This window comes from Brachybacterium sp. HMSC06H03, assembly GCF_001807385.1.
GTDB classification, from domain to species: Bacteria; Actinomycetota; Actinomycetes; order Actinomycetales; family Dermabacteraceae; genus Brachybacterium; species Brachybacterium conglomeratum.
In genome coordinates this window covers 16,565-36,259 of the sequence record NZ_KV788951.1, presented here as the reverse complement: position 1 = coordinate 36,259, position 19,695 = coordinate 16,565, and the positions used below count along the sequence as shown (strand labels likewise).

General features: G+C 72.8%; 16 protein-coding genes and 1 pseudogene. 8 read left to right on the top strand and 9 right to left on the bottom strand.

The annotated features are described in order from the left end of the window. The coding region (locus tag HMPREF3159_RS15245; protein ID WP_210388891.1) for an endonuclease/exonuclease/phosphatase family protein at nt 1-892 on the top strand (892 nt) is incomplete at its 5' end. A 22-nt stretch (nt 893-914) separates the two neighbouring features. On the opposite strand, the gene HMPREF3159_RS15240 is transcribed toward HMPREF3159_RS15245, so the two are convergent. The 3 genes from HMPREF3159_RS15240 to HMPREF3159_RS15230 all read right to left on the bottom strand — a co-directional run bounded on the left by HMPREF3159_RS15240 (nt 915) and on the right by HMPREF3159_RS15230 (nt 4,236). Then, on the bottom strand, nt 915-1,664 hold the full coding sequence (locus tag HMPREF3159_RS15240) for an alpha/beta hydrolase (RefSeq protein WP_070502043.1): 750 nt from the start codon (nt 1,662-1,664) through the stop codon (nt 915-917). A gap of 43 nt (nt 1,665-1,707) precedes the next feature. Continuing rightward, a complete protein-coding gene (locus HMPREF3159_RS15235; RefSeq protein WP_070502042.1) occupies nt 1,708-2,547 on the bottom strand; it encodes a hypothetical protein in 840 nt (279 codons plus the stop codon). 138 nt (nt 2,548-2,685) lie between these two features. Beyond that, on the bottom strand, nt 2,686-4,236 hold the full coding sequence (locus HMPREF3159_RS15230; protein ID WP_141748264.1) for a DUF1846 domain-containing protein: 1,551 nt from the start codon (nt 4,234-4,236) through the stop codon (nt 2,686-2,688). Between the two features lie 619 nt (nt 4,237-4,855). On the opposite strand from HMPREF3159_RS15230, the gene HMPREF3159_RS15225 reads away from it, so the two are divergent. From HMPREF3159_RS15225 to HMPREF3159_RS15205, 5 genes are read left to right on the top strand one after another with little or no spacing between them, the layout of a single operon-like run. Next, complete coding sequence (locus HMPREF3159_RS15225) at nt 4,856-6,025, top strand: peroxidase-related enzyme (RefSeq protein ID WP_070502039.1); 1,170 nt, start codon at nt 4,856-4,858, stop codon at nt 6,023-6,025. 31 nt (nt 6,026-6,056) lie between these two features. Then, entirely contained in the window at nt 6,057-7,124 is a 1,068-nt protein-coding gene (locus HMPREF3159_RS15220; RefSeq protein WP_070502037.1) for an ABC transporter substrate-binding protein, read from the top strand. After that, nucleotides 7,121-8,224, top strand: coding sequence for a FecCD family ABC transporter permease (locus HMPREF3159_RS15215; RefSeq protein WP_070502036.1), 1,104 nt, complete (start codon nt 7,121-7,123; stop codon nt 8,222-8,224). Before HMPREF3159_RS15220 ends, HMPREF3159_RS15215 begins: the two co-directional genes overlap by 4 nt. Continuing rightward, complete coding sequence (locus HMPREF3159_RS15210) at nt 8,221-9,075, top strand: ABC transporter ATP-binding protein (protein WP_070502035.1); 855 nt, start codon at nt 8,221-8,223, stop codon at nt 9,073-9,075. The genes HMPREF3159_RS15215 and HMPREF3159_RS15210 overlap by 4 nt, the downstream gene beginning before the upstream one ends. Further along, nucleotides 9,072-10,979, top strand: a complete 1,908-nt coding sequence (locus HMPREF3159_RS15205) for an FAD/NAD(P)-binding protein (protein ID WP_070502034.1) — start codon at nt 9,072-9,074, stop codon at nt 10,977-10,979. Before HMPREF3159_RS15210 ends, HMPREF3159_RS15205 begins: the two co-directional genes overlap by 4 nt. A 159-nt stretch (nt 10,980-11,138) precedes the next feature. Here the strand turns inward: HMPREF3159_RS15205 and HMPREF3159_RS18230 are convergent. The 4 genes and pseudogenes from HMPREF3159_RS18230 to HMPREF3159_RS15190 all read right to left on the bottom strand — a co-directional run. Continuing rightward, nucleotides 11,139-11,234 (bottom strand): annotated as a pseudogene (locus HMPREF3159_RS18230) (hypothetical protein); the annotation flags it as partial. Between the two features lie 79 nt (nt 11,235-11,313). Then, nucleotides 11,314-11,931, bottom strand: a complete 618-nt coding sequence (locus HMPREF3159_RS15200) for a TetR/AcrR family transcriptional regulator (protein ID WP_070502032.1) — start codon at nt 11,929-11,931, stop codon at nt 11,314-11,316. A gap of 74 nt (nt 11,932-12,005) precedes the next feature. Then, nucleotides 12,006-13,541: a UDP-N-acetylglucosamine 1-carboxyvinyltransferase gene (locus HMPREF3159_RS15195; RefSeq protein WP_010551739.1), complete on the bottom strand. Its 1,536-nt coding sequence runs from the start codon at nt 13,539-13,541 to the stop codon at nt 12,006-12,008. An 83-nt stretch (nt 13,542-13,624) separates the two neighbouring features. Then, the gene (locus HMPREF3159_RS15190; protein ID WP_070502030.1) at nt 13,625-14,152 is read right to left on the bottom strand and encodes an HNH endonuclease; all 528 of its coding nucleotides are present in this window, start codon (nt 14,150-14,152) and stop codon (nt 13,625-13,627) included. Between the two features lie 253 nt (nt 14,153-14,405). On the opposite strand from HMPREF3159_RS15190, the gene HMPREF3159_RS15185 reads away from it, so the two are divergent. After that, entirely contained in the window at nt 14,406-14,936 is a 531-nt protein-coding gene (locus HMPREF3159_RS15185) for a cation:proton antiporter (protein ID WP_210388890.1), read from the top strand. Nucleotides 14,937-14,975: 39 nt separating this feature from the next. Then, nucleotides 14,976-16,292, top strand: a complete 1,317-nt coding sequence (locus HMPREF3159_RS15180; protein ID WP_246821651.1) for a hypothetical protein — start codon at nt 14,976-14,978, stop codon at nt 16,290-16,292. Nucleotides 16,293-16,495: 203 nt separating this feature from the next. On the opposite strand, the gene HMPREF3159_RS15175 is transcribed toward HMPREF3159_RS15180, so the two are convergent. Together HMPREF3159_RS15175 and HMPREF3159_RS15170 are read right to left on the bottom strand one after the other, a co-directional pair. Next, nucleotides 16,496-17,908: a peptide MFS transporter gene (locus HMPREF3159_RS15175; RefSeq protein ID WP_246821652.1), complete on the bottom strand. Its 1,413-nt coding sequence runs from the start codon at nt 17,906-17,908 to the stop codon at nt 16,496-16,498. A gap of 228 nt (nt 17,909-18,136) precedes the next feature. Continuing rightward, nucleotides 18,137-19,654 carry a phytoene desaturase family protein gene (locus tag HMPREF3159_RS15170; protein WP_070502027.1) on the bottom strand — a complete coding sequence of 506 codons (1,518 nt, stop codon included), beginning with the start codon at nt 19,652-19,654 and terminating at the stop codon, nt 18,137-18,139. Between the last annotated feature and the right edge of the window lie 41 nt (nt 19,655-19,695).

Below are 19,695 nucleotides of genomic sequence, written 5' to 3'. Positions count from 1 at the left end.
CGCCGCTCTCGCCGCGGCCACCGCCCCGGCGGGCGCCGCACCCGCGCAGAGCCCCTCCCGAGCGCTGATCGGCCGCGCGAAGCGCGACGAGCTCCACGTGATGAGCTTCAACATCCGCTACGACCGCTCCGCGGGCGGCGGCACCGTCGAGGGCGACCCCGACCACTGGCCGACCCGTCGGCCGCTGCTGATCGAGCTGCTCGAGCGGGAGAAGCCCACCCTGCTCGGCATCCAGGAAGCCCTGTACGGGCAGCTGGCCGCGATCGAGTCCGCGCTGCCGCGCCATCGCAGCATCGGCTACGGCCGCGAGGGCGGCAGCGCCGGCGAGCACTCCGCGATCTTCTACGACAGCACCCGTCTCGAGGTGCTCCAGTGGGACCAGTTCTGGCTCTCCGACACCCCCGACGTGATCGGCTCGGCCACCTGGGGCAACACCGTCACCCGCATCGTGGTCTGGGCGCGGCTTCGCGACCTCGCCTCCGGCGCCGAGTTCGCGATGATCAACACCCACTTCGACCATCGGAGCGAGCCGGCTCGGATCCGCAGCGCCGACGCGATGATCGACCTCTTCCAGGGCGGCGAGCTCGACGAGCTCCCCACCATCGTCACCGGCGACTTCAACTCCCATGCCCACGACTCCGGCGCCTACACGACGCTGGTCACCGACGGTCCCACCGTCGACACCTGGGACTCCGCCGCCGAGCGCGTCACCCCGGCCTGGGGCACCTTCCCCGGCTACGAGGACCCGGTCGAGGACGGCGACCGCATCGACTGGGTGCTCGCCACCGACGACCTGGTCACCACCAAGGCGGCCATCAACGTGTGGCGCGACGCGTCCGGTGCCTACCCCTCCGACCACGCCCCGGTCCAGGCGCTGATCGAACTGCCCTGATCGGAGAGCGCGTGCGCCGAGTTCAGGGCATCGAGCGGAGGAGCCCGGCGACGGCGTCCTCGACCGCGGCGTCCATCTCGGCGTCGTCGATGGTCGCCGTGCCGTCGCCGCTCTGCGGCCCGTAGTCCCCGAAGCTCGCGTGGCTCGCTCCGGCGATCTCGACCATCTCGGCGCTGCCCGGCAGGGCGTCGCGGTGCTCGGCGATCTTCACCGGGGTCGACAGTCCGTCCTCGCTGCCGGAGAGGCTCAGCACCGGCACCTCCGTGGTGGAGAGGTCCGCGGCGCAGTACGAGGCGAACAGCACCAGGGCATCCGCCTCCTCGGCGAGCCCGCAGGCCCGCACCCCGCCCATCGAGTGCCCTCCGACCAGCCAGGTCTCGACCTCCGTCGCGAGGGAGGTGAACCGTTCGGGAGCGCGCCGGTCGAACAGGGAGAGGTTCAGCGGCGGATCGACGATCACGACCGTCGCGCCGAGCTCGGTGACCAGCCCGGAGGGTCGCGCCGCAAAGGCCCCCGGCTCGACCTTCGCCCCTGGGTAGAAGAGGAGCCCCGTCCGTGCGGGCTCGGGCTCGCTCGGCCGCAGGACGAGTGCGATGTCGGTGCGCTCCTCCGCGATCCGCGTATCCTCCTGCGCCTCCTGCCACGGCGCGGTCTCCGCGTCCATCGCCCCGATCCGGCTCCACATCACGAGCCTCGCCGCTGCGAGCAGCACGAGCGTCAGGAGCGCGGCGAGCAGACGGAGCAGTCGACGACGGAGGGTGGGGCTGGGCACGCGCGGACGCTAGCAGACCCTCCCCGGAGCCGGCGGTGACCGGTCAGCTCCCGGCGAAGGTGACGGTCTGCGCGACGACCTCCTCGGGAGCGCCCTTGTCGACGGACTGCTGCACCGTCCAGGTCTCTCCCTCAACGGCGAAGGTGTTGGCGATGTCCTCGTCGGTCAGCAGCTCGGAGCCGTCGTCGCAGGAGTACCAGCTGAACATGTCCTCGAAGTGCTGGTCGTGATCATGAGAGATCGGCTGGCAGGTCACGCCTTCGGGCAGCGTCACCTGGATCGGCAGGGCGTCCTCGTTCGCCGGCATCGTCCCGGCATCCTCCGCTGCCTTGTCCGAGGCGAAGCTGATCGCGCTGCGGCCCGGGGCGTTCGTGATGCAGTAGACGAGGTTCTCGGCCTCGACCTGGCAGGCCAGGGCGCTCGCGGCCGTCGGGCCGCAGCTGAAGAATCCCTTCTGGTCGGAGTAGTTGGCGGGGGAGAGGTCCATCTCGCCGCAGATGTCGTCGGTCTCCTCGATCGTCCAGGAGTCGTCGATCCAGAGGTGCTCGACGGAGGTGGTGCCGGAGCCGGTCGCCTCCGTCTCCCCGGCGTCGTCGGAGTCGCCGGACTCCTCCCCCTCCGACTGCTCGGGCCCGTCGGACGCCTGGTCCTCGGGGCTCTCGGAACCCTCGGAGGCCTCGGAATCCTCCGGCTGCTCGGCCGGCGGGGAGTCCTCCTCGGCGTCGTCCTCCGGCTCCTCGGCCTGGCTCTGCTCCTCGTCGGTCTCCTCGACGGTCGGGGCCTGCTCGGTGGCGGCCGGCTCCTCGGAGCTCCCGCAGGCGGCGAGGCCCGCGATCAGCAGCGGTGCCGCGGCGGCGGCGAGTGTGCGACGGACGGCGTGCATGGTGATCCCCCTCGAGTCGACGTGCACGGCCCCGCCCCGAGCCCACCCTCGCGATGGACGACTGTTCGAGTGGGGCCGGTCACCATTGGACCGATTCGCCCGATGCGGCGCAAGGGGCGAGAGGGGGCGGCGCGTCGCTCAGCGCTTGTGGTAGAGCGCCTTGCGCAGGAAGCGCGGCTCGGAGGTCACCGAGATGCCGAGGTTGCGGAAGATGTCCTCGTCCACCGTCCCGAGGATCGTCGTCGTGTGCACGTCGCAGCCTGCCAGGCTGCGCAGCTGGTCGATGGCCTGCCGCGCGTTCTCGTCGCTCGAGGCGGAGACCGACAGGGCGATCAGCACCTCATCGGTGTGCAGGCGGGGGTTGCGCGAGCCGAGGTGCTCGGTCTTCAGGGTCTGGATCGGCTCGATCGAGGAGGGGGAGAGCAGCTGCACCGCATCGTCCAGCCCCGCCAGATGCTTCAGGGCGTTCAGCAGCATCGCCGCCGAGCAGCCGAGCAGGGCAGAGGTCTTGCCGGTGACGATCGTGCCGTCGGCCAGCTCGATCGCGGCGCCCGGCTCGCCGGTGCGCGCCTCGACCGCGAGCGCCGGCTCGACGACCGAGCGGTCGCTCGGCGAGCAGCCGGCCTTCGACATCACCATCCCGATCCGCTGCGAGACGACGTCGTCCTCGTCCTGGATCCGCTCGTGCATAAGCGCCTTGTAATAGCGGCGGATGATCTCCTGGCGCGCCGCCTCCCGGCAGACCTCGTCGCCCGTGATGCAGGACCCGGCGAGGTTCACGCCCATGTCGGTGGGGGAGGCGTAGGGGGAGGAGCCCGTGAGCTTCTCGAGCAGGGGGCGCAGCAGCGGGAAGACCTCGACGTCCCGGTTGTAGCTCGTGACCTGGGTGCCGTAGGCGGCGAGGTGGAAGGGGTCGATGAGGTTCAGGTCGTCGAGATCCGCCGTCGCCGACTCGTAGGCGAGGTTCACCGGGTGCTCGAGCGGCAGGTCCCAGATCGGGAAGGTCTCGAACTTCGCGTAGCCCGAGGGGATGCCGCGCTGGTGGTCGTGGTAGATCTGCGAGAGGCAGGTGGCGAGCTTTCCCGAGCCCGGGCCGGGCGCGGTGACCACGATGAGGTCGCGGCTGGTGATCGTGTACTCGTTCGCGCCGAAGCCCTGCTCCGAGACGATCCGGGCGGTGTCCTGCGGATAGCCGGGGATCACCCCGTGGCGCGCGACGGTGAGGCCCAGGCGCTGCAGGCGCTCGATGAAGGCGTGGGCGATGTGGTTCTTCTCCTCGAGCTGGGTGAGGACCACGTTCTCGACCAGGAAGCCCCGCTCGCGGAAGACGTCGATCAGCCGCAGCACGTCGTCCTCGTAGGTGATGCCCAGATCCGCGCGGACCTTCTGGCGCTCGAGGTCCTTCGCGTTCAGGCACACGAGGATCTCGAGCTCGTCCCGCAGCCGCTCGAGCATCGCGATCTTGTTGTCCGGCGTGAAGCCGGGCAGCACCCGGGAGGCGTGATGGTCGTCGAAGAGCTTGCCGCCCATCTCGAGGTAGAGCTTCCCGCCGATCTCCTCGCGGCGCTGCTGGATGTGGCGGGACTGCAGCTCGATGTACTTCTCGCGATCGAACCCGATCCGTGCGCCGGGATCCTCCGGGGTGGAGGGGGCGGGTGCGGCAGGGGAGCGGGGGTCCGAAACGGTCACCCCGGCACGCTAGCACCGCGGGGCCCGACGCGGACCGTCACCGGAGGTCTTCCGGGAGCGGCAGGTGGGCGAGAGCACGAGAGCGTCTCGTCGCAGGTCATGAACGGGATCCGCCGCGCGACGAGCAACGGGGTGCGCGAGGGCCTGATCCTGATGGAGCCGGACCGCATCGACGAGCGCCTCGCGCCCGTGATCGAGTCCGGGCTCCCCTTCGTCGCGATCGCCAGGCCCGAGGAGTTCCCGCAGGGCTCCGTGGTCGACTTCGAGATGCCCGGCCGGATGGTCGTCGAGCGGGCGCTCGACGAGGAGTGCAGCCGTCTGCTGCTCTTCGGGGCGCCCGGACGCAAGCGTGCCCGCAACGACGTGGCCCGCTTCCCGCTGGCGTGGAGGAGACGGCGCAGGTCGCCCGCTCGAGGCCCTGCCGGGCCAGCGGACGGCTCTCTTCGGCAAGCGAGCTCGCGGTCCGGGTCCTCGTGTGCCTGCTGCGCTCGGAGGGCGCGACGTCGCGGATCGCGGCCGTGGAGCCGCGGTGGCTCGGGGGCTGAGCGGCCCGGCGAGGTGAGCCGATGCACAACCCGACGGCGACAACTGACCCTTTGGACACCCTTAAGCTCGCCATATGCCCTCGGAGACCGCGCCCCGCACCGCCCACGACCTCCTCGACGCGATCCTGGCCCCGACGGGCGAGGTGGCGCCGGGCGTGCTCCGCCCCGCGGTGCGCGAGCACACCCGCGAGGCCTACGACGCCCTCTACCGCACGACACAGGTGCTGCCCGCGCCCGTGCTCCATGCCCTCGCCGTCGTCACCGCGCAGTGGCAGGGCAGCGGCGCCCTCGCCGCCTGGCATCGCGCCCAGGGCGCCGATCCCTCGCTCGCCGCCGCCGACGCCCCTGCTGATCCCGCCCTCGCCGCCCTGCGCGACCACGTCGACCTGCTGTCCGTCTCGCCGGCCCTGGTGACCCAGGAGGACCAGCAGCGCCTCGCCGAGGCCGGGCACGACGCGACCGCCGTGGTGCTGATCAGCCAGCTCGTCGCCTTCGAGAGCCACCTCCAGCGCCTCGTGGCCGGCCTCGCCGTCCTCGAGGGACTCGAGGCGCCCGTTGCCCTCGAGCCCTCCCGCGCCCCGCGCTCGCGCGGTCGCCGCGCGGAGCACGGCGGCACCACCCGCACGGGCCGCACCCGCCCCGCCGCCTACACCCGGGAACAGCTGCAATGGGAGCCGTGGATCGCCGTCCCGGCAGAGGACGAGCTCTCCGAGGCCCAGCGCGACTCCTTCGCCTCGAAGGCCAGTACGAACAGCGTCTACTTCAGGATGCTCTCGCTCACCCCTGGTATCACCCGGGCCCGCAGCGCTCTGGACAACGCGATCTTCCTGCCCCGCGACGGCCTGCCCAAGGCCGAGCGGGAGCTCGCCGCCGCCGTGACGAGCAAGGTCAACGACTGCATCTACTGCGCCTCGGTCCACGCCCGCAAGGCGGCCGGCTTCTCCAAGCGCGAGGCGGACGTCGACGCGCTCCTCGCCGCCGAGCTCGGCCGCGACGGCGACTGGATAGCCGCCGACCTCGCGCCGCTCGCCGCGGCGCAGGACCCCCGCTGGGGAGCGATCGCCACCGCCGCCGCGGAGCTCTCCCGTCCCCGCCCCGCCCTCGGCCCGCAGCACGTCGCGGCCCTGCGCGACCTGGGCCTCGACGAGGCGCAGATCGCCGACGCGCTGTGTGCGGCGGGGTTCTTCGCCTGGGCGAACCGCCTCATGCTCAGCCTCGGCGAGCCCTCCCACCCCGACGCCTGACCCCCGCTCTCTGCTCACCCCAAGGACCGCCATGACCGCGACCCTCCGCCGACGCACCCTGCTCGGCGCCTCACTCGCCACCCTCCCCGTGCTCGCCCTCGCCGCCTGCGGCGACGTCACCGTCGAGGGAGGCGGCGAGACCGCCGCCCAGCTCACGATCGTCGACGACCAGGACCGCGAGGTGGTCCTGCCCGGACCCGCCCAGCGCGCCGTCGTGATCAACAGCTACGCCAACGAGTTCGTGCGGGCGATCGGCGCCGGCGACCGCGTCGTCGGCGTGGACCGCACCTCCCTGGACCGACTTCCCTATCTCGGTCTCGCCGAGGAGCAGGTCGTCGCCGAGGGCCTCGACCAGCTGAACTACGAGGCGATCGCCGGGCTCGAGCCGGATGTCGTGATCCTTCCCCGCAACGCCGTCTGGCAGGAGGCCGTCGAGCAGCTCGGCGCCTTCGACATCCCGGTCGTCATCGCGACCGCCTGGGACACCGAGGTCGTCGACACCACGATCAGCCTGCTCGGCGAGGTCTTCGGCGTCGCCGACGGCGCGCAGACCGTGCTCGACTTCCGGGCCGAGATCGCGGGCGAGCTCGAGCAGCGTCTGGCGGACGTCGAGCCCGTCAGCGTCTACCTCGAGACCGTCGAGCCGTACCTGACCACCCTCCCCGGCTCCGGCTTCCACGCGATGATCCTCGCCGCCGGCGGCACGAACGTCTTCGAGGACGCCTCGGGCGGCGACGCCCAGGAGGAGCTGACCGTCGACCCCTCCGAGGTCGTGCTGCGCGACCCGCAGTTCGTCCTGCACGAGTTCGAGCCCTCCGCCGAGCCGGTCGACCGCTTCGACGCGCTGCGCGAGGAGCTCGTCGCCCGCCCCGGATGGAGCGGCATCGCAGCCGTGGCCGAGGGTCGCATCGGCCTCGCCAACGGCTGGGCCACCAGCGCGCTCGGCAAGTCCCTGGGCGCCCTCTACCTCGCCTCCTGGCTCCACCCGGCCGAGCTCGAGGGCATCGACCCCGGCGAGTACCTCACCCGCTGGGTGACCGAGTTCCAGGGCGCCGAGCTCAGCGCCCCCACCGACTACGTGCAGGGACCGGACGCATGACCACGACGCTCCAGCGACCCGCCCCCACCCCCGATGCCGCGTCCGGGGCGACGGGCGAGGAGACCTCCCGTCGCCGCGAGCTGCGCAAGCTCGTGGTCCTCGCCGTCGGCCTCGTCGTCTCCCTCGCGGCCCTCGTCGTCTCGGTGACGATCGGGACCGCCGGCGTCGGCATCGGCGACGTGCTGCGCTCGGTGCAGGTGAGCATCCTCGGCGGCACGATCTCCGCGGACTTCGCCTCCTCCTACGCCGTGATCACCCAGCTGCGCCTGCCGCGCGTGCTGCTCGCCTTCGCCGCGGGCGCGGCCCTCTCGGTCTCGGGCGTGCTGATGCAGGGCCTGCTGCGCAACCCCCTGGTCAGCCCCTTCACCCTCGGCGTCTCCCCGGCCGCAGCCTTCGGCGCCGCGCTCGTGATCACTCTGGCCGGCACCAACCAGCTCCCGGCCTGGGCCACCATCGCCGGCGCGATGGTGATGGCCCTGGCCGTCTCGGCGCTCGTGCTCGGCATCGCCACGGCCCGCCGCATGGCCGTCGCCACGCTGCTCCTGCTCGGCATCGCCATGACGCAGATCTTCGAGGCGCTCACCTCCGCGCTGCAGTTCACCGCGAACGAGAACACGCTGCAGGCGATCATCCGCTGGACCTTCGGCTCCGTGAACGACGCGACCTGGAACGACGTGCTGATCGTGGGCATCGTGACCCTGGTGGCCATCCCCGTGACGCTGCTGTTCTCCAAGGATCTCAACGCGATCGCCTTCGCTGGGGACGACGCAGCGCGCAGCTTCGGCGTGAACGTCGGCCCGGTGCGGATCGGACTGATCGCGCTCTCGGTCGCCCTGGCCGCGGTGGTCGTCTCGTTCTGCGGCATCATCGGGTTCGTGGGCCTGGTGGGCCCGCACATCGCACGCCTCGCGATCGGTGCCGACCACCGGCATCTGCTGCCCTTCGCCGCGCTCTCGGGAGGGCTGCTGCTCCTGGTCGCCGACGCCGTCGGCCGCACCGTGATCGCCCCGGCCGTGGTGCCCGTCGGCATCGTGGTCGCCTTCATCGGCGGTCCCGTGTTCATCTATCTCATCCTCACGCGAAGGAACACTCTGAAGTGAGCCTCTCCGTCCAGCACCTGTCCTTCTCCTACGGTCCGCGCAGGATCCTCGAGGACGTCACCTTCGAGGTCGCGCCCGGAGCGTTCTGCGCGCTGCTCGGACCGAACGGCTCCGGCAAGTCCACCCTGGTCAAGGCCATCGCAGGCGTCCACCGCGCGAAGTCCGGCACTGTCACCGTCGAGGGGCGCGAGACCTCCTCCCTCGGCCGGCGCGAGCTCGCGAGAGTCGTCGGCTACGTGCCCCAGGCCGGGGACGCGCCCTTCGACCTCACCGTGCGGGAGGCCGTCATGCTCGGCCGCACCCCGCACTTCGGGATCGCCCCGCGCGCCGAGGACCGCGCGAAGGTCGAGGACGCGATCGCCCGGATGGGCCTCGGCGACCTCGCCGAGCGCTCCATGTCCGAGCTCTCCGGCGGGCAGGCGCAGCGCGCCCTGATCGCCCGCGCCCTCGCCCAGGAGACCCGTGTGCTGCTCCTGGACGAGCCGACCAGCGCCCTCGACCTCCGCTACCAGATCGAGACGCTCCAGCTGGTCCGTCAGATCACCCGCGAGGAGGGGATCAGCGCGCTCATCGCGATTCACGACCTCAACCACGCCGCGCGCTACTGCGACCAGATCGTCGTCCTCCACGGCGGCCGTCTGGTCGCCGACGGCAGCCCCGCCGAGGCGCTCCGCGCCCCCGTGCTGCGCAGCGTCTACGAGGTCGACGTGGAGGTCGACGCGCGCGAGGACGCGGTCGAGGTGCGCCCCCGGGTCGACGCGGCCGGATTCACCCGCACCGGCGCGCGCCTGGTCGAGCTCGACGAGCACGGCGGGATCCGCGCCGACGCCGTCGCCGCCGTGCCCCGATGAGCCCGGAGCACTTCGACGCGGTGATCGTCGGCGGCGGCCCCCGCGGCGTCGCCACCGTGCTGCGCCTCGTCGCGCGCGTCCGCGCCGAGGGAGCCGCGCCGCTGCGCGTCGCGCTTCTCGACGCCCTCGCGATCGGTCCCGGCGCGACCTGGCGCCTCGACCAGCCGGCGGCGTACCTCAACAACACCCAGGCCGACGCCACGACCGTCCACCCCGACGACTCGACCCGCATGAGCGGCCCGCCCGCCCCCGGGCCCGACCTCGTGGACTGGGCGCGGCGGGTCCGGGCCGAGGGCACGCACCCGGCGGGGGAGTGGGTGGTGGAGGAGGCGTCGGCGCTGACCGGCGCGACCTTCCCCACCCGGCGCCTGCAGGGCGTCTACTACCGCGACCAGCTCGAGGCCGCCGCGGAGACGGGCGCCGTCGAGCTCACCGAGGTCCTCGGCCGCGCCGTCGACCTCGAGGGCACGGGCGCGGAGCGCACCGTCGTGCTCGAGGACGGTCGCCGGCTGAGCGCGCCCGCCGTCGTCCTCGCCCAGGGGATGGTGCAGGGGCGGCGGAGCCGCGAGGTGGAGGAGCTGGCGGGCTTCGCCGCACGTCACGGCCTGCGCTACGTCGAGCCCGGCATGCCGGCGGAGCGGGATTTCACGGGCCTCCCCGCGGGACAGGATGTGCTGGTGCGCGGGCTCGGCGCGAACCTCTTCGACGTCCTCGGGCAGCTGGCCGAGGAGTGGGGCGGCGCGTTCGAGCCTGTCGAGGGCGATCCGCACGGCCGTCTGCGCTATCTGCCCAGCGGCCGAGAGCCGCGTCTGCTGGTCGGCTCGCGGCGCGGCGTCCCCTACCGCTCCAAGCCAGTAGGTGGGCGCTCCGTGCGCCCCTTCGTGCCGCGCTGGGCGAGCCCGGAGTGGTTCGCGGCCCTCGCCGTCCGCGGCGGCATCGACTTCGCCGACGAGGTGTGGCCGGTGCTCGGCCGCGAGTTCGCCCGCGTCTACCTCGAGGCGCTGGGCGAGCTGCGCCCGCAGGCCGTCGGCGGCGACTGGCTCGCCGGGCTCGAGGCCGCCTCGACCGTCGAGGAGATCGACACGGTGCTCGAGGCCGCGATCGGCGAGGAGGAGTGGACCTGGGCCCTCGAGGAGCTGCATCGGCCCACCCGCGGCGAGGAGGTCGGCCCGGACGGCTGGGCCCGCCTGGTGCGCCGCCTGGTCCGCGACGAGCTCGGCTCGATGTCCGATCCCTGGCGCCACCCCCGTGCCGCGGTCAACGGGGCGATGGGGGCGCTGCGGCGTCAGGTCGGTCTCCTCACCGCCCGCGGCGCCTTCACGGGCGTCTCGCTGGCCCGTGACGTGCTGGGATGGTTCGACGGCGACTCGCTCGCCCTCGCCTCGGGCCCGCCGGCGGAGCGGGTGCGCCTGGTGCTGGCGCTGCTGGAGGCAGGGGTGGTCGAGCTCCTCGGGCCCGGCACCGCGGTCGAGGCCGACGAGGACGCGGGGCTCTTTCGCGCCTCCTCCGCCGTGACCGGTCGGGAGGTCTCCTCCGCGGTGCTGCTCGAGACGCGGATGTCCAAGGGGAAGGTCCCGGACACGGACGATCCGCTGCTGCGCGCCCTGCTCGACTCCGGCCGCGCCCGGATCCATACCGTGGACGGGGTGGAGACCCACTCGATGGAGGCGACCGGCGCGGAGATCGCCGAGGACGCCGATGGCGGGCACAACCTGGTCTCCGCCGACGGTCAGGTCGATCCCGCCATCGTGGTGCTGGGCATCCCCGCGCAGTCGACCCAGCCTGGCTCGGCGATCGGGGCGGCCCCGGGGGTGCCCTCGCCGCTGCTCGCGGGCGCGGACGTCGCGGCGCGGCAGGTCATGGCCCGGGCGCGGATCGGGGCCGGCCTCAGCGAGAGCGGTTGATCTGTACGTGCTTGATGCGTGAGAAGTCGGCCAGGGCATAGAACGAGAGGTCGCGTTCGTAGCCGGAGCCCTTGAACTCGCCCCGGGGGATGCCCACGCGGATCTGCGAGACCTCGCGACGAGCTGTTCGACGAACTGCTCGGCGACGTCCTCGTAGACGAGGACACGGGCCGCGGCGCCGCACTCCTGCCCCGAGTTCCAGGACGTGGCCTCGCTCAGGCCGGCTACCGCCTTGCCGAGGTCAGCGTGCTCCATCACCGCCACCGGTGCTTCGCGCCGCAGGCCGAGTACACCCGGCGTCTGCTCTCCGACGTCCCCGATCTGCGCGGCAGCCTCAGGACGTAGCCGGGGGAGCCAGCAGCACGGAGAAGGTCGCCAGGGTGCGCTCGAGCTCGACCGAGGGCTCGAGCAGCCACTGGATCTGCAGGCCGTCGGAGGCCGCGACGAGGAGGGCCGCCATGTCGGCGGGCTCGACGTCGTCGCGGACCGTTCCGGCGGACTGCTCTGCGGCCAGGCGCTCGGTCAGCTCCGTGCGGATGCGCTCGAAGCGGTCGGTGAAGAACTCGTTCGAAGGCGTGCCGTCAGCGGCCAGCGCCGAGGCGACCAGCGTCGTGTACAGCTCGACCATGCCGGGCACGCCGATGTTGATCATCGCGGCCTTGACCAGCACGTCCATCGCCGACTCCGCGGCGTCGCCCGAGGTGTCGCGCTTCGCCTCGGCGTGCTCGTAGACCGCCACCAGCAGCTGCTCGCGGGAGTCGAAGTAGTGCAGGAGCGCCGCGTGGGACACCCCGATCGCCGTCGCGATCCGGCGCAGCGAGGTGCCGTCGGCCCCGCGCTCGCGGAACACCTCGGCGGCCCGCTCGAGGATCTCCTGCCGGCGGGCGACGCCCTTCTCGTACGAGCCGGCCCGTCCGATGACGGGCCGAGCGCGCTTCTCCTCGCTGGTCATCCGTCGATCCTATCCAGGCCGGGACCGCTCTCCCGCACGACCCACCGGGCAGTCGGCGGTGCGGGAGCGACCGCTCAGATGTCCCGGAAGGTCTCGATGCGCGCGCCGAGCTTGTTCAGGCGCTCGGCGAGGTCCTCGTAGCCGCGATTGATGACGTAGACGTTGCGCAGCACGGAGGTGCCCTTCGCGGCGAGCATCGCCAGCAGGATCACGACGGCCGGACGCAGCGCGGGCGGGCACACCAGCTCCGCGCCGGACCAGCGGGTGGGCCCCTCGAGGAGCACGCGGTGCGGGTCCATGAGCTTCACGTTCGCGCCGAGCTTGGTGAGCTCGGTGAGGTAGATCGCGCGGTTCTCGTACACCCAGTCGTGCAGCAGCGTCTGCCCCTGCGCGGTCGCCCCGATCACGGCGAAGAAGGGCAGGTTGTCGATGTTCAGGCCCGGGAAGGGCATGGGGTGGATCTTGTCCGCCGGGGCGCGCAGGTCGCTGGGATGGGTGGTGATGTCCACCAGGCGGGTCTTGCCGTTCTCCGCCAGGTACTCCTCGGAGCGGTCGTAGCGCAGGCCCATCTCCTCCAGCAGGGCGAGCTCGATCTCCATGAACTCGATCGGCACGCGGCGCACGGTGATCGAGGAGCGGGTGACGATCGCGGCGGAGATCAGGCTCATCGCCTCGATCGGGTCCTCGCTCGGGGCGTAGTCGACGTCGGTCGAGATCGAGGAGGTGCCGTGGACGACCAGGGTGGTGGTGCCGATGCCCTGGATCCGCACGCCGAGCTTCTCGAGGAAGAAGCACAGGTCCTGGACCATGTAGTTCGGGCTCGCGTTGCGGATGATCGTCTCGCCCTCGTACAGGGCGGCGGCCAGCAGCGCGTTCTCCGTGACGGTGTCGCCGCGCTCGGTGAGCACGATCGGGCGGGTCGGGCCGGTGCCGACGGCGGTGGTCGCCTGGTAGTTGTGGTCGGTCGCGACGACGTCGAGGCCGAAGTGGCGCAGCGCCGTCATGTGCGGCTCGACGGTGCGGGTGCCGAGGTCGCAGCCCCCGGCGTAGGGGAGCTGGAACTTCCCCGCGCGGTGCAGCAGCGGGCCCAGGAACATGATGATCGAGCGGGTGCGGCGCGCGGCGCCCTCGTCGATCGAGCTGAGGTCGAGGGTCGCGGGGACGCGCAGCTCGAGGTCGCCCAGCTCGTTCAGCCAGGTGGCCTTCACGCCGATGGAGGTCAGCACCTCGAGCAGTCGGTTGACCTCCTCGATGCGCGCGACCTTGCGCAGCACGGTGGTGCCGGTGTTCAGCAGCGAGGCGCACAGCAGCGCGACGCCGGCGTTCTTGGAGCTCTTGACGTCGATCGCGCCGGAGAGCGTGGTCTCGCCGTGCACGCGCAGGTGGCTCGGGCCCGAGGTGCCCATGCCCACGATCTCGGAGTCCAGGGCCCTGCCGATCCGGGAGATCATCTCCAGGGTGAGGTTCTGCTGGCCCTTCTCGATGCGGTTGATCGCGCTCTGGCTGGTGCCGAGGGTCGTGGCGAGCTGGGCCTGCGTGAGACCGGACTGCTGGCGCGCGTCGCGCACCAGAGCGCCGATCCGGGGGAGGAACTCCGTGGTCTCAGTCATGCGCCGACAGTAACTCATAGATGAGATACGAGCAGGTCGCGGCTGGTGCGTTCCTGGTCACGTCGGCCCGCGCCGCGCCCTGATCAGGCGCCGAGCAGCACCGGGAGGTCCTCGACGTGTCCTCCCACCCGGTAGGAGACGGCCGGATCATAGGGCGCGAAGCGCAGCGGCATCCCGGCCTCCGCGGGGGTGCGGTCCGCCTTGCGGTTGTTGCACCCCTTGCACGCCGAGACGAGGTTCGTCCAGGAGGATCGACCCCCGCGGGAGACGGGCAGGATGTGGTCCACGGTGGCCAGCAGCGTCTCGCACGCCGGCGCGCGCGAGACGCTGCGGCCGCAGTACGCGCAGGTCCAGTGGTCCCGCTCGTGGACCGCGCGATAGCTGAAGCCGACGGAGCGGCGCCCCGCCCCCTCGACCCAGGCGCCGCTCAGCTCGCGGGTGAGCTCGAGAGCGAGGGGCACGATCCGCTCGTCGACCACCGTGAGCTCGACGGGCACGGCGACCTCGCGCCGGATCATCCCCATCGCGTGGCGCACGGTGGTGGTGTGCAGCAGCTCGCCGATCCCGGTCCCCGGGTCGTAGCCGAGGTTGTAGACCCTGACCTGCGGCATCTCGTCGCCTCCTTCCCGTCGTCGTCGAGGCGCGACGGCCCGGGAGCGCTGGAGGGGCTCGCGGACCGAGCACGTGCATCGTCCCCCGCCGGGGAGGGCGGGTCCATCGGATTCTCGCGGGCCCGCACGACGGGAGGGTGACGACCGCCTGCACAGCGCGCGAACAGCACGTGCCGCGCAATACGATCGAGGCCCCACCGCAGCGAGGAGCGGACATGGGCGTGGAGCACCTGGAGCTGGTCGCGGCGGCGCGGTGCTTGCCTGGTCCGGGATGGGCGGCGTGGTCACCCTCGCCGCGGCCCAGTCGCTGCCGGTGGACTTCCCCTACCGATCCCAGCTCGTGCTCATCGCCATCGTCGTCGCGCTCGTGACCCTGGTGGTCCAGGGCGGGACCCTGCCGCTGCTGATCCGGGTGCTCGGCATCCGGGGGACCGACGAGGAGGCGGCCCGGCGCGAGCGGTCCCTGCTGCTCGCGGAGCTGCAGGAGGCCGCGATCGGTCAGGTGCTGGACAACCCCGAGCTGCGTCGTCGGGGCGGAGGTCGCTTCGACGCCGAGGTGCTCGAGGAGGTGCGGGAGAGGTTCGGGCGGCCCCTGCCGGGCTCGTCCGGGGTCGCCGACCCGGAACCCCGCGCGGCGCAGCGCCCTGAGCTCGTCCAGCTGCTCGCCGAGGTGCAGCAGGACGGGCTCGAGGAGGCGCGGTCCCTCGGCGCCTACGACTCCGGGACCATCGCCCGCGCGCAGAAGCTCCTGGACGCGGGGTCGCTCCGGCGCGGCGGCCTCTGAGCGCTGGAATCCCCGGCGGTGGGACGGCATGCTGGGGGAATGGCGCAGCAGGAGCAGGGACGGGAGGAGCGGGACCGTGTGCTGTCCGAGTACGGGGCCTGGCGCCTGCGGACCGACGAGGACGCCCACGCCCTCGAGGAGGTGCGCACCCTCGAGACCCTGCTGCGGCTGAAGGCCGAGCGGCTGGGGAGCCCGGAGGTGGGGCTGTGGACCGCCGCACTCACCCGGGAGCTGCTGACCGAGGTGGTGCCCCGCACCGTCGTCCAGCCGCGCGAGCAGCTGATGGACATGGTGCCGGTGCTGCGCCGCCTGATCGACTTCCTCGTCGAGACCGGCCGATGGGCGCCCGGCTCGATGCGCGAGGCCGAGGCGCCGGCGCTGCTGCACGAGCTCGAGTTCGCCGCGCTCGAGGCCGCCGACGATCCCACCCGCCGCTCCTTCTCCACCAACGTGCTGGGCCACGGGCTCTCGCTCGGGGTGGACCTCGAGGACGAGGAGGCGCTCGCGGACTACCTGCACTGGTTCCACTCCCTGCCCGACGCGGAGCGCCTGGCCGTCTCCGGCACCGGCCGGCTCGCGCAGCCCTCCACCCCCTTCGACCCGCTGCTCGAGCGCGCGCTGCGCCGCCGCGACGAGGCGGAGGAGCAGGACTGGCCCTGGTTCCTGCCGGCCCTCGAGGACGACGGCGAGCCGCTCGGCGAGCTCGCCGAGCAGGAGGGCGTCGGCCCCTATCTCGACTGCCCCCTGGTGCGGCGAGCCGTGGGCGTCCTGGAGGTGATCGGCGAGGGGCGGCGCGCGACCGCGACCGGCGCGCCGGGGAGGGAGACCACCGCGGAGCTGCTCGAGCACCTCGGCCTCGGCGGCGACGCCCGCAGCCTCTGGGACCGGCCGGAGCTGGCCTCGATATGGACCACGCTGCTGGACGGCGGCTGGCTCGAGCTCGCGGACGGCCGGGTCCGCGCCGCCGTCGGCCCGGTCCCGGCGGCAGCGCCGGAGGACGCCGAGGGCTTCGTCGAGTTCGGGCACGCCCTGATCACCGCCGCGCTGCTGGGCCGTCAGGCCCGGGGCGCCGAGGACGGCGGGTTCCGCGGCATGCCCGACACCATCGCGGCGCTCCTGGTGGCCTGCGGGGACGAGGGGCTGCGCCTCCCGCCCGGGCCGGAGCTGCCGCCCCCGGAGCACGAGCCCCGCGCCCTCGCGCGGCTGCTGCACGTCATGCACGACCTCGGCGACCTCGCCGACTGCGGGGTGCTCGCCCACGAGGAGGGCGTGTTCCGCGGCGGCCCGGCGGTGATGCTCGCGCTCGTCGGCCTGCTGCGCCGCGACGGGGAGGCGGACCGGACCGACCGGCCCTGATGCCATACGGCGGCCGGGGAATCCAGGACACGCGTCATCGTCGCCGGGACCCCGCCGCTCTACGGTGACTCCAGGGCCACTTCCGATGCGCGCCCTCCGCCGGTCCTCGACAGCTGAGGGCCGGGCGGACCGTCCCCGACAGCACGGGAGCCGCCCCACCCGGAGGTGGAGCGGCTCCCGGAGCTGCGCACGAGCGGGGTCGTTCAGCGCACCCCGCGCATGGCCCGGCCGACGGGCTTCGCGACCAGTAGCATGAGCACCCCGATCGCGATGGTCACGGCGCCGAGCACGCCGAAGTAGCCCACCTCGTTCTCCGCGGAGTAGAAGCCCGCCAGCGCGCCGGAGAGCGCGGTGCCGAGCGCCACGGAGAGGTTGTACAGCGCCATCATCATCACCGGGTACGAGCGCGGCGCGAGCTTCGTGGCCAGCGAGAGGCCGACGGGGGAGAGCCACAGCTCGCCGACGGTCGCCACCAGCATGATCATCGCGATCCACAGCACCGGCACCGAGACGACGGCGGCCATCGGCAGGAACAGCAGGAAGGCCGAGCCCATCAGCATGATGCCCACGCCGAACTTGCGCGGGGTGATCGGCTGGCGCGTGCCGAGCTTCGTCCACAGCGCCGCCATCACCGGGGCGAGCACGATGATGAAGAACGGGTTGAAGGACTGCACCCACGAGATCGGCATCTCCCAGCCGAGGACCTCGCGGTCCAGGCGGGTGTCGGAGTACAGGGTGATGACCGTGAACTGCTGCTGGAACAGGGCGAAGAACGCGGCCGTGCCGATGAACAGCGGGATGAAGGAGACCACGCGGGAACGCTCGTCGACATCGAGCTTCTTCGAGGCGAGCAGGATCGCGAAGATCACGACCGCGCCGACCACCGACAGGCCCGCGACGACCGTGGCGAGGTTCCCGGCGTTGAGCACGCCGGTGAGGGACAGCAGCACCACGAGCGCGACGACGCCGAGGCCGACCAGGGCCCACAGGGGGCGGTGGGCGCGGGGCAGCGGGTCGGGCACTGCGTGCACGCTCTGGGGCAGGCCCTTTCGGGTGAGGACGTACTGGACGAGTCCCACCGCCATGCCGATCGCGGCGAGGCCGAAGCCGAGGTGGAAGCCCCACATCTGCTGGGCGAGACCGGTGACCAGCGGACCGAGCAGGCCACCGATGTTGATGCCCATGTAGTAGATCGAGAAGCCGGCGTCGCGGCGCGGGTCGTCGCGCGTGTACAGCGCGCCGACCAGCGTGGCGGCGGTGGACTTCAGACCACCCGAGCCCACGCCCACCAGCAGCAGGCCGAGGCCGAGGCCGACCACGCCCGGGACCAGCGCCAGGGCGATGTGGCCGAACATGATCATCACGGCGGAGCCGAAGAGGGTCTTCTCCGGGCCGAGCAGGCGGTCGGAGACCAGCGCACCGAGGATCGAGAAGAGGTAGACGGAGCCGCCGTAGGCGCCGACGATGCCGAGGGCGGTGCCCTCGTCGATGCCGAGACCGCCGTCGGTCGCGGCGAAGTACATGTAGATCGCGAGGATGCCCTGCATGCCGTAGAAGCTGAAGCGCTCCCACAGCTCGACGCTGAACAGGTTCGCGAGCGGGCCGGGCTGGCCCATGAAGGTGCGGCCGCTGGGGTTGTGCGCCTCAGGCGTGTCGGCGGGGTCCACGGCGACCCCGGCGGCGTCGCCGGGCGTCCGCTCAGGGGGCTGGACGGAGGGATCTGGAGGGGTCGGAGAATTCACGGTGAGCCATCCTGCGCCTCACCCGTTCACGGTGCAACGCGGCGACCGGGCGATGTGAGCAGTCAATCCCATCCCGCTGAGCAGAATGCGGGATCCGATCCCTCAGACTGATGGCTCCTGTGCTCGCCCCGGGGTGGGGGCGAGGCTCGGCAGCTCCCGAATCCCGAACTCCGATCGCAGCACGCGGGAGGCCGCGTGCAGCCCCGCCATCCCGTGCACGCCGGGCCCCGGAGGCGTCGCCGAGGAGCACAGGTACCAGCCGGTGCGGTCCAGGCGGTAGGGGTCCGGCAGCGCGGTGGGCCGCGCGATCATCCGCGCCATCGTCACCCTGCCCTGGGAGATGTCGCCGCCGACGAGGGCGGGGTTGTGGTGGATCATCTCCGCCGCGGGCACGGCGCGGGAGGCGACGACGAGGTCGCGGAAGCCGGGGGCGAAGCGCTCGATCTGTGCGGTGACGCGCTCGGTCGGGTCGGTGCGGTCCCCGGCCGGTGCATGCGCATAGGCCCACAGCGGTCGCAGCCCGCCCCGGATCCGGCCCTGGTCGACGACGGACGGGTCGCTGACCAGGGTGAGAGGACGGTCGGGGAAGCGCCCGGAGGCGACCTCCGCCTCGGTGCGGGCCATCTCGGCGCGGGTGCCGCCGAGATGCTGGGTCCCGGCACGGCCGACGTCGGGGTCGCGCCACGGCACCGGCCCGGACAGCACGAAGTCGACCTTCGCGGCGCCGTCCCCATGGGGGACCCTCCGCAGCATCGCCTCGAAGGGGCGGGGGAGCCGGTTGGCGAGGACGTCCGCGGCGGTCGGCGCGGGGATGTCCAGCAGCACGGCGCGGGCCGGGGGCACGTCCCGCCAGGTCCGCACATGGTGCCCTGGGGTCACGGTCCCGCCGTGGGCGCGCAGATCCGCCACCAGAGCCTCGACGATCGCCTGGGAGCCGCCGACGGGGATCGGCCAGCCCACCCCGTGCGCGATGGTGCCCAGCAGCGAAGCGGTGGCGCCGAGCGCGAGGGAGGGCAGCTGTCCGATCGCGTGTGCCGCCACCCCGGTGAGCAGGGCGCGGGCGCGCTCGGTGCGGAAGGGGAGGTCCCAGGCCGGGGTCCCCTGGAGGGCGAGCAGCGCACCGAACAGCGGGGCGGCGCGCAGGGTCCGCGCGGTCAGCAGCGCGGACGGCACTGAGCGCTTGTCCCCGAGGGCGAGCTCGACGACGAGGTCCTGGTCGCGGGAGAGCGTGCCCAGCAGCGCGCGCCAGGCCGGTCCGTCGGCGCCGAGGCCGTCGGCGGTCCGCTCCACGTCCCGCCAGGCGATCGCGGCGGGGGCGTCGTCGAGAGGCTGCGCGTAGGAGGCCTCGGGGGCGATCGCGCGCACGCCGCGCGCGGCGAGGTCGAACTCCGCGAAGAAGGGGCTGGCGAGCGCGAGGGGGTGCACCGCGGAGCAGAGGTCGTGGACGACGCCGGGCGCGAGGCCCAGGTCGAGGGTCCGCGCCCCGCCCCCGATCGTCTCCTGCGACTCGAGGACATGGACCGTGAGCCCGGCCCGGGCCAGGGTGACCGCGGCCGCGAGACCGTTGGGGCCGGAGCCCACGACGACGACGTCCGTCTCTGCGGCGGGCGAGGTGCTCATGCGTGCCAGCCTAGTGGGGCGCGCCGCGGCTCGGCAGGGCG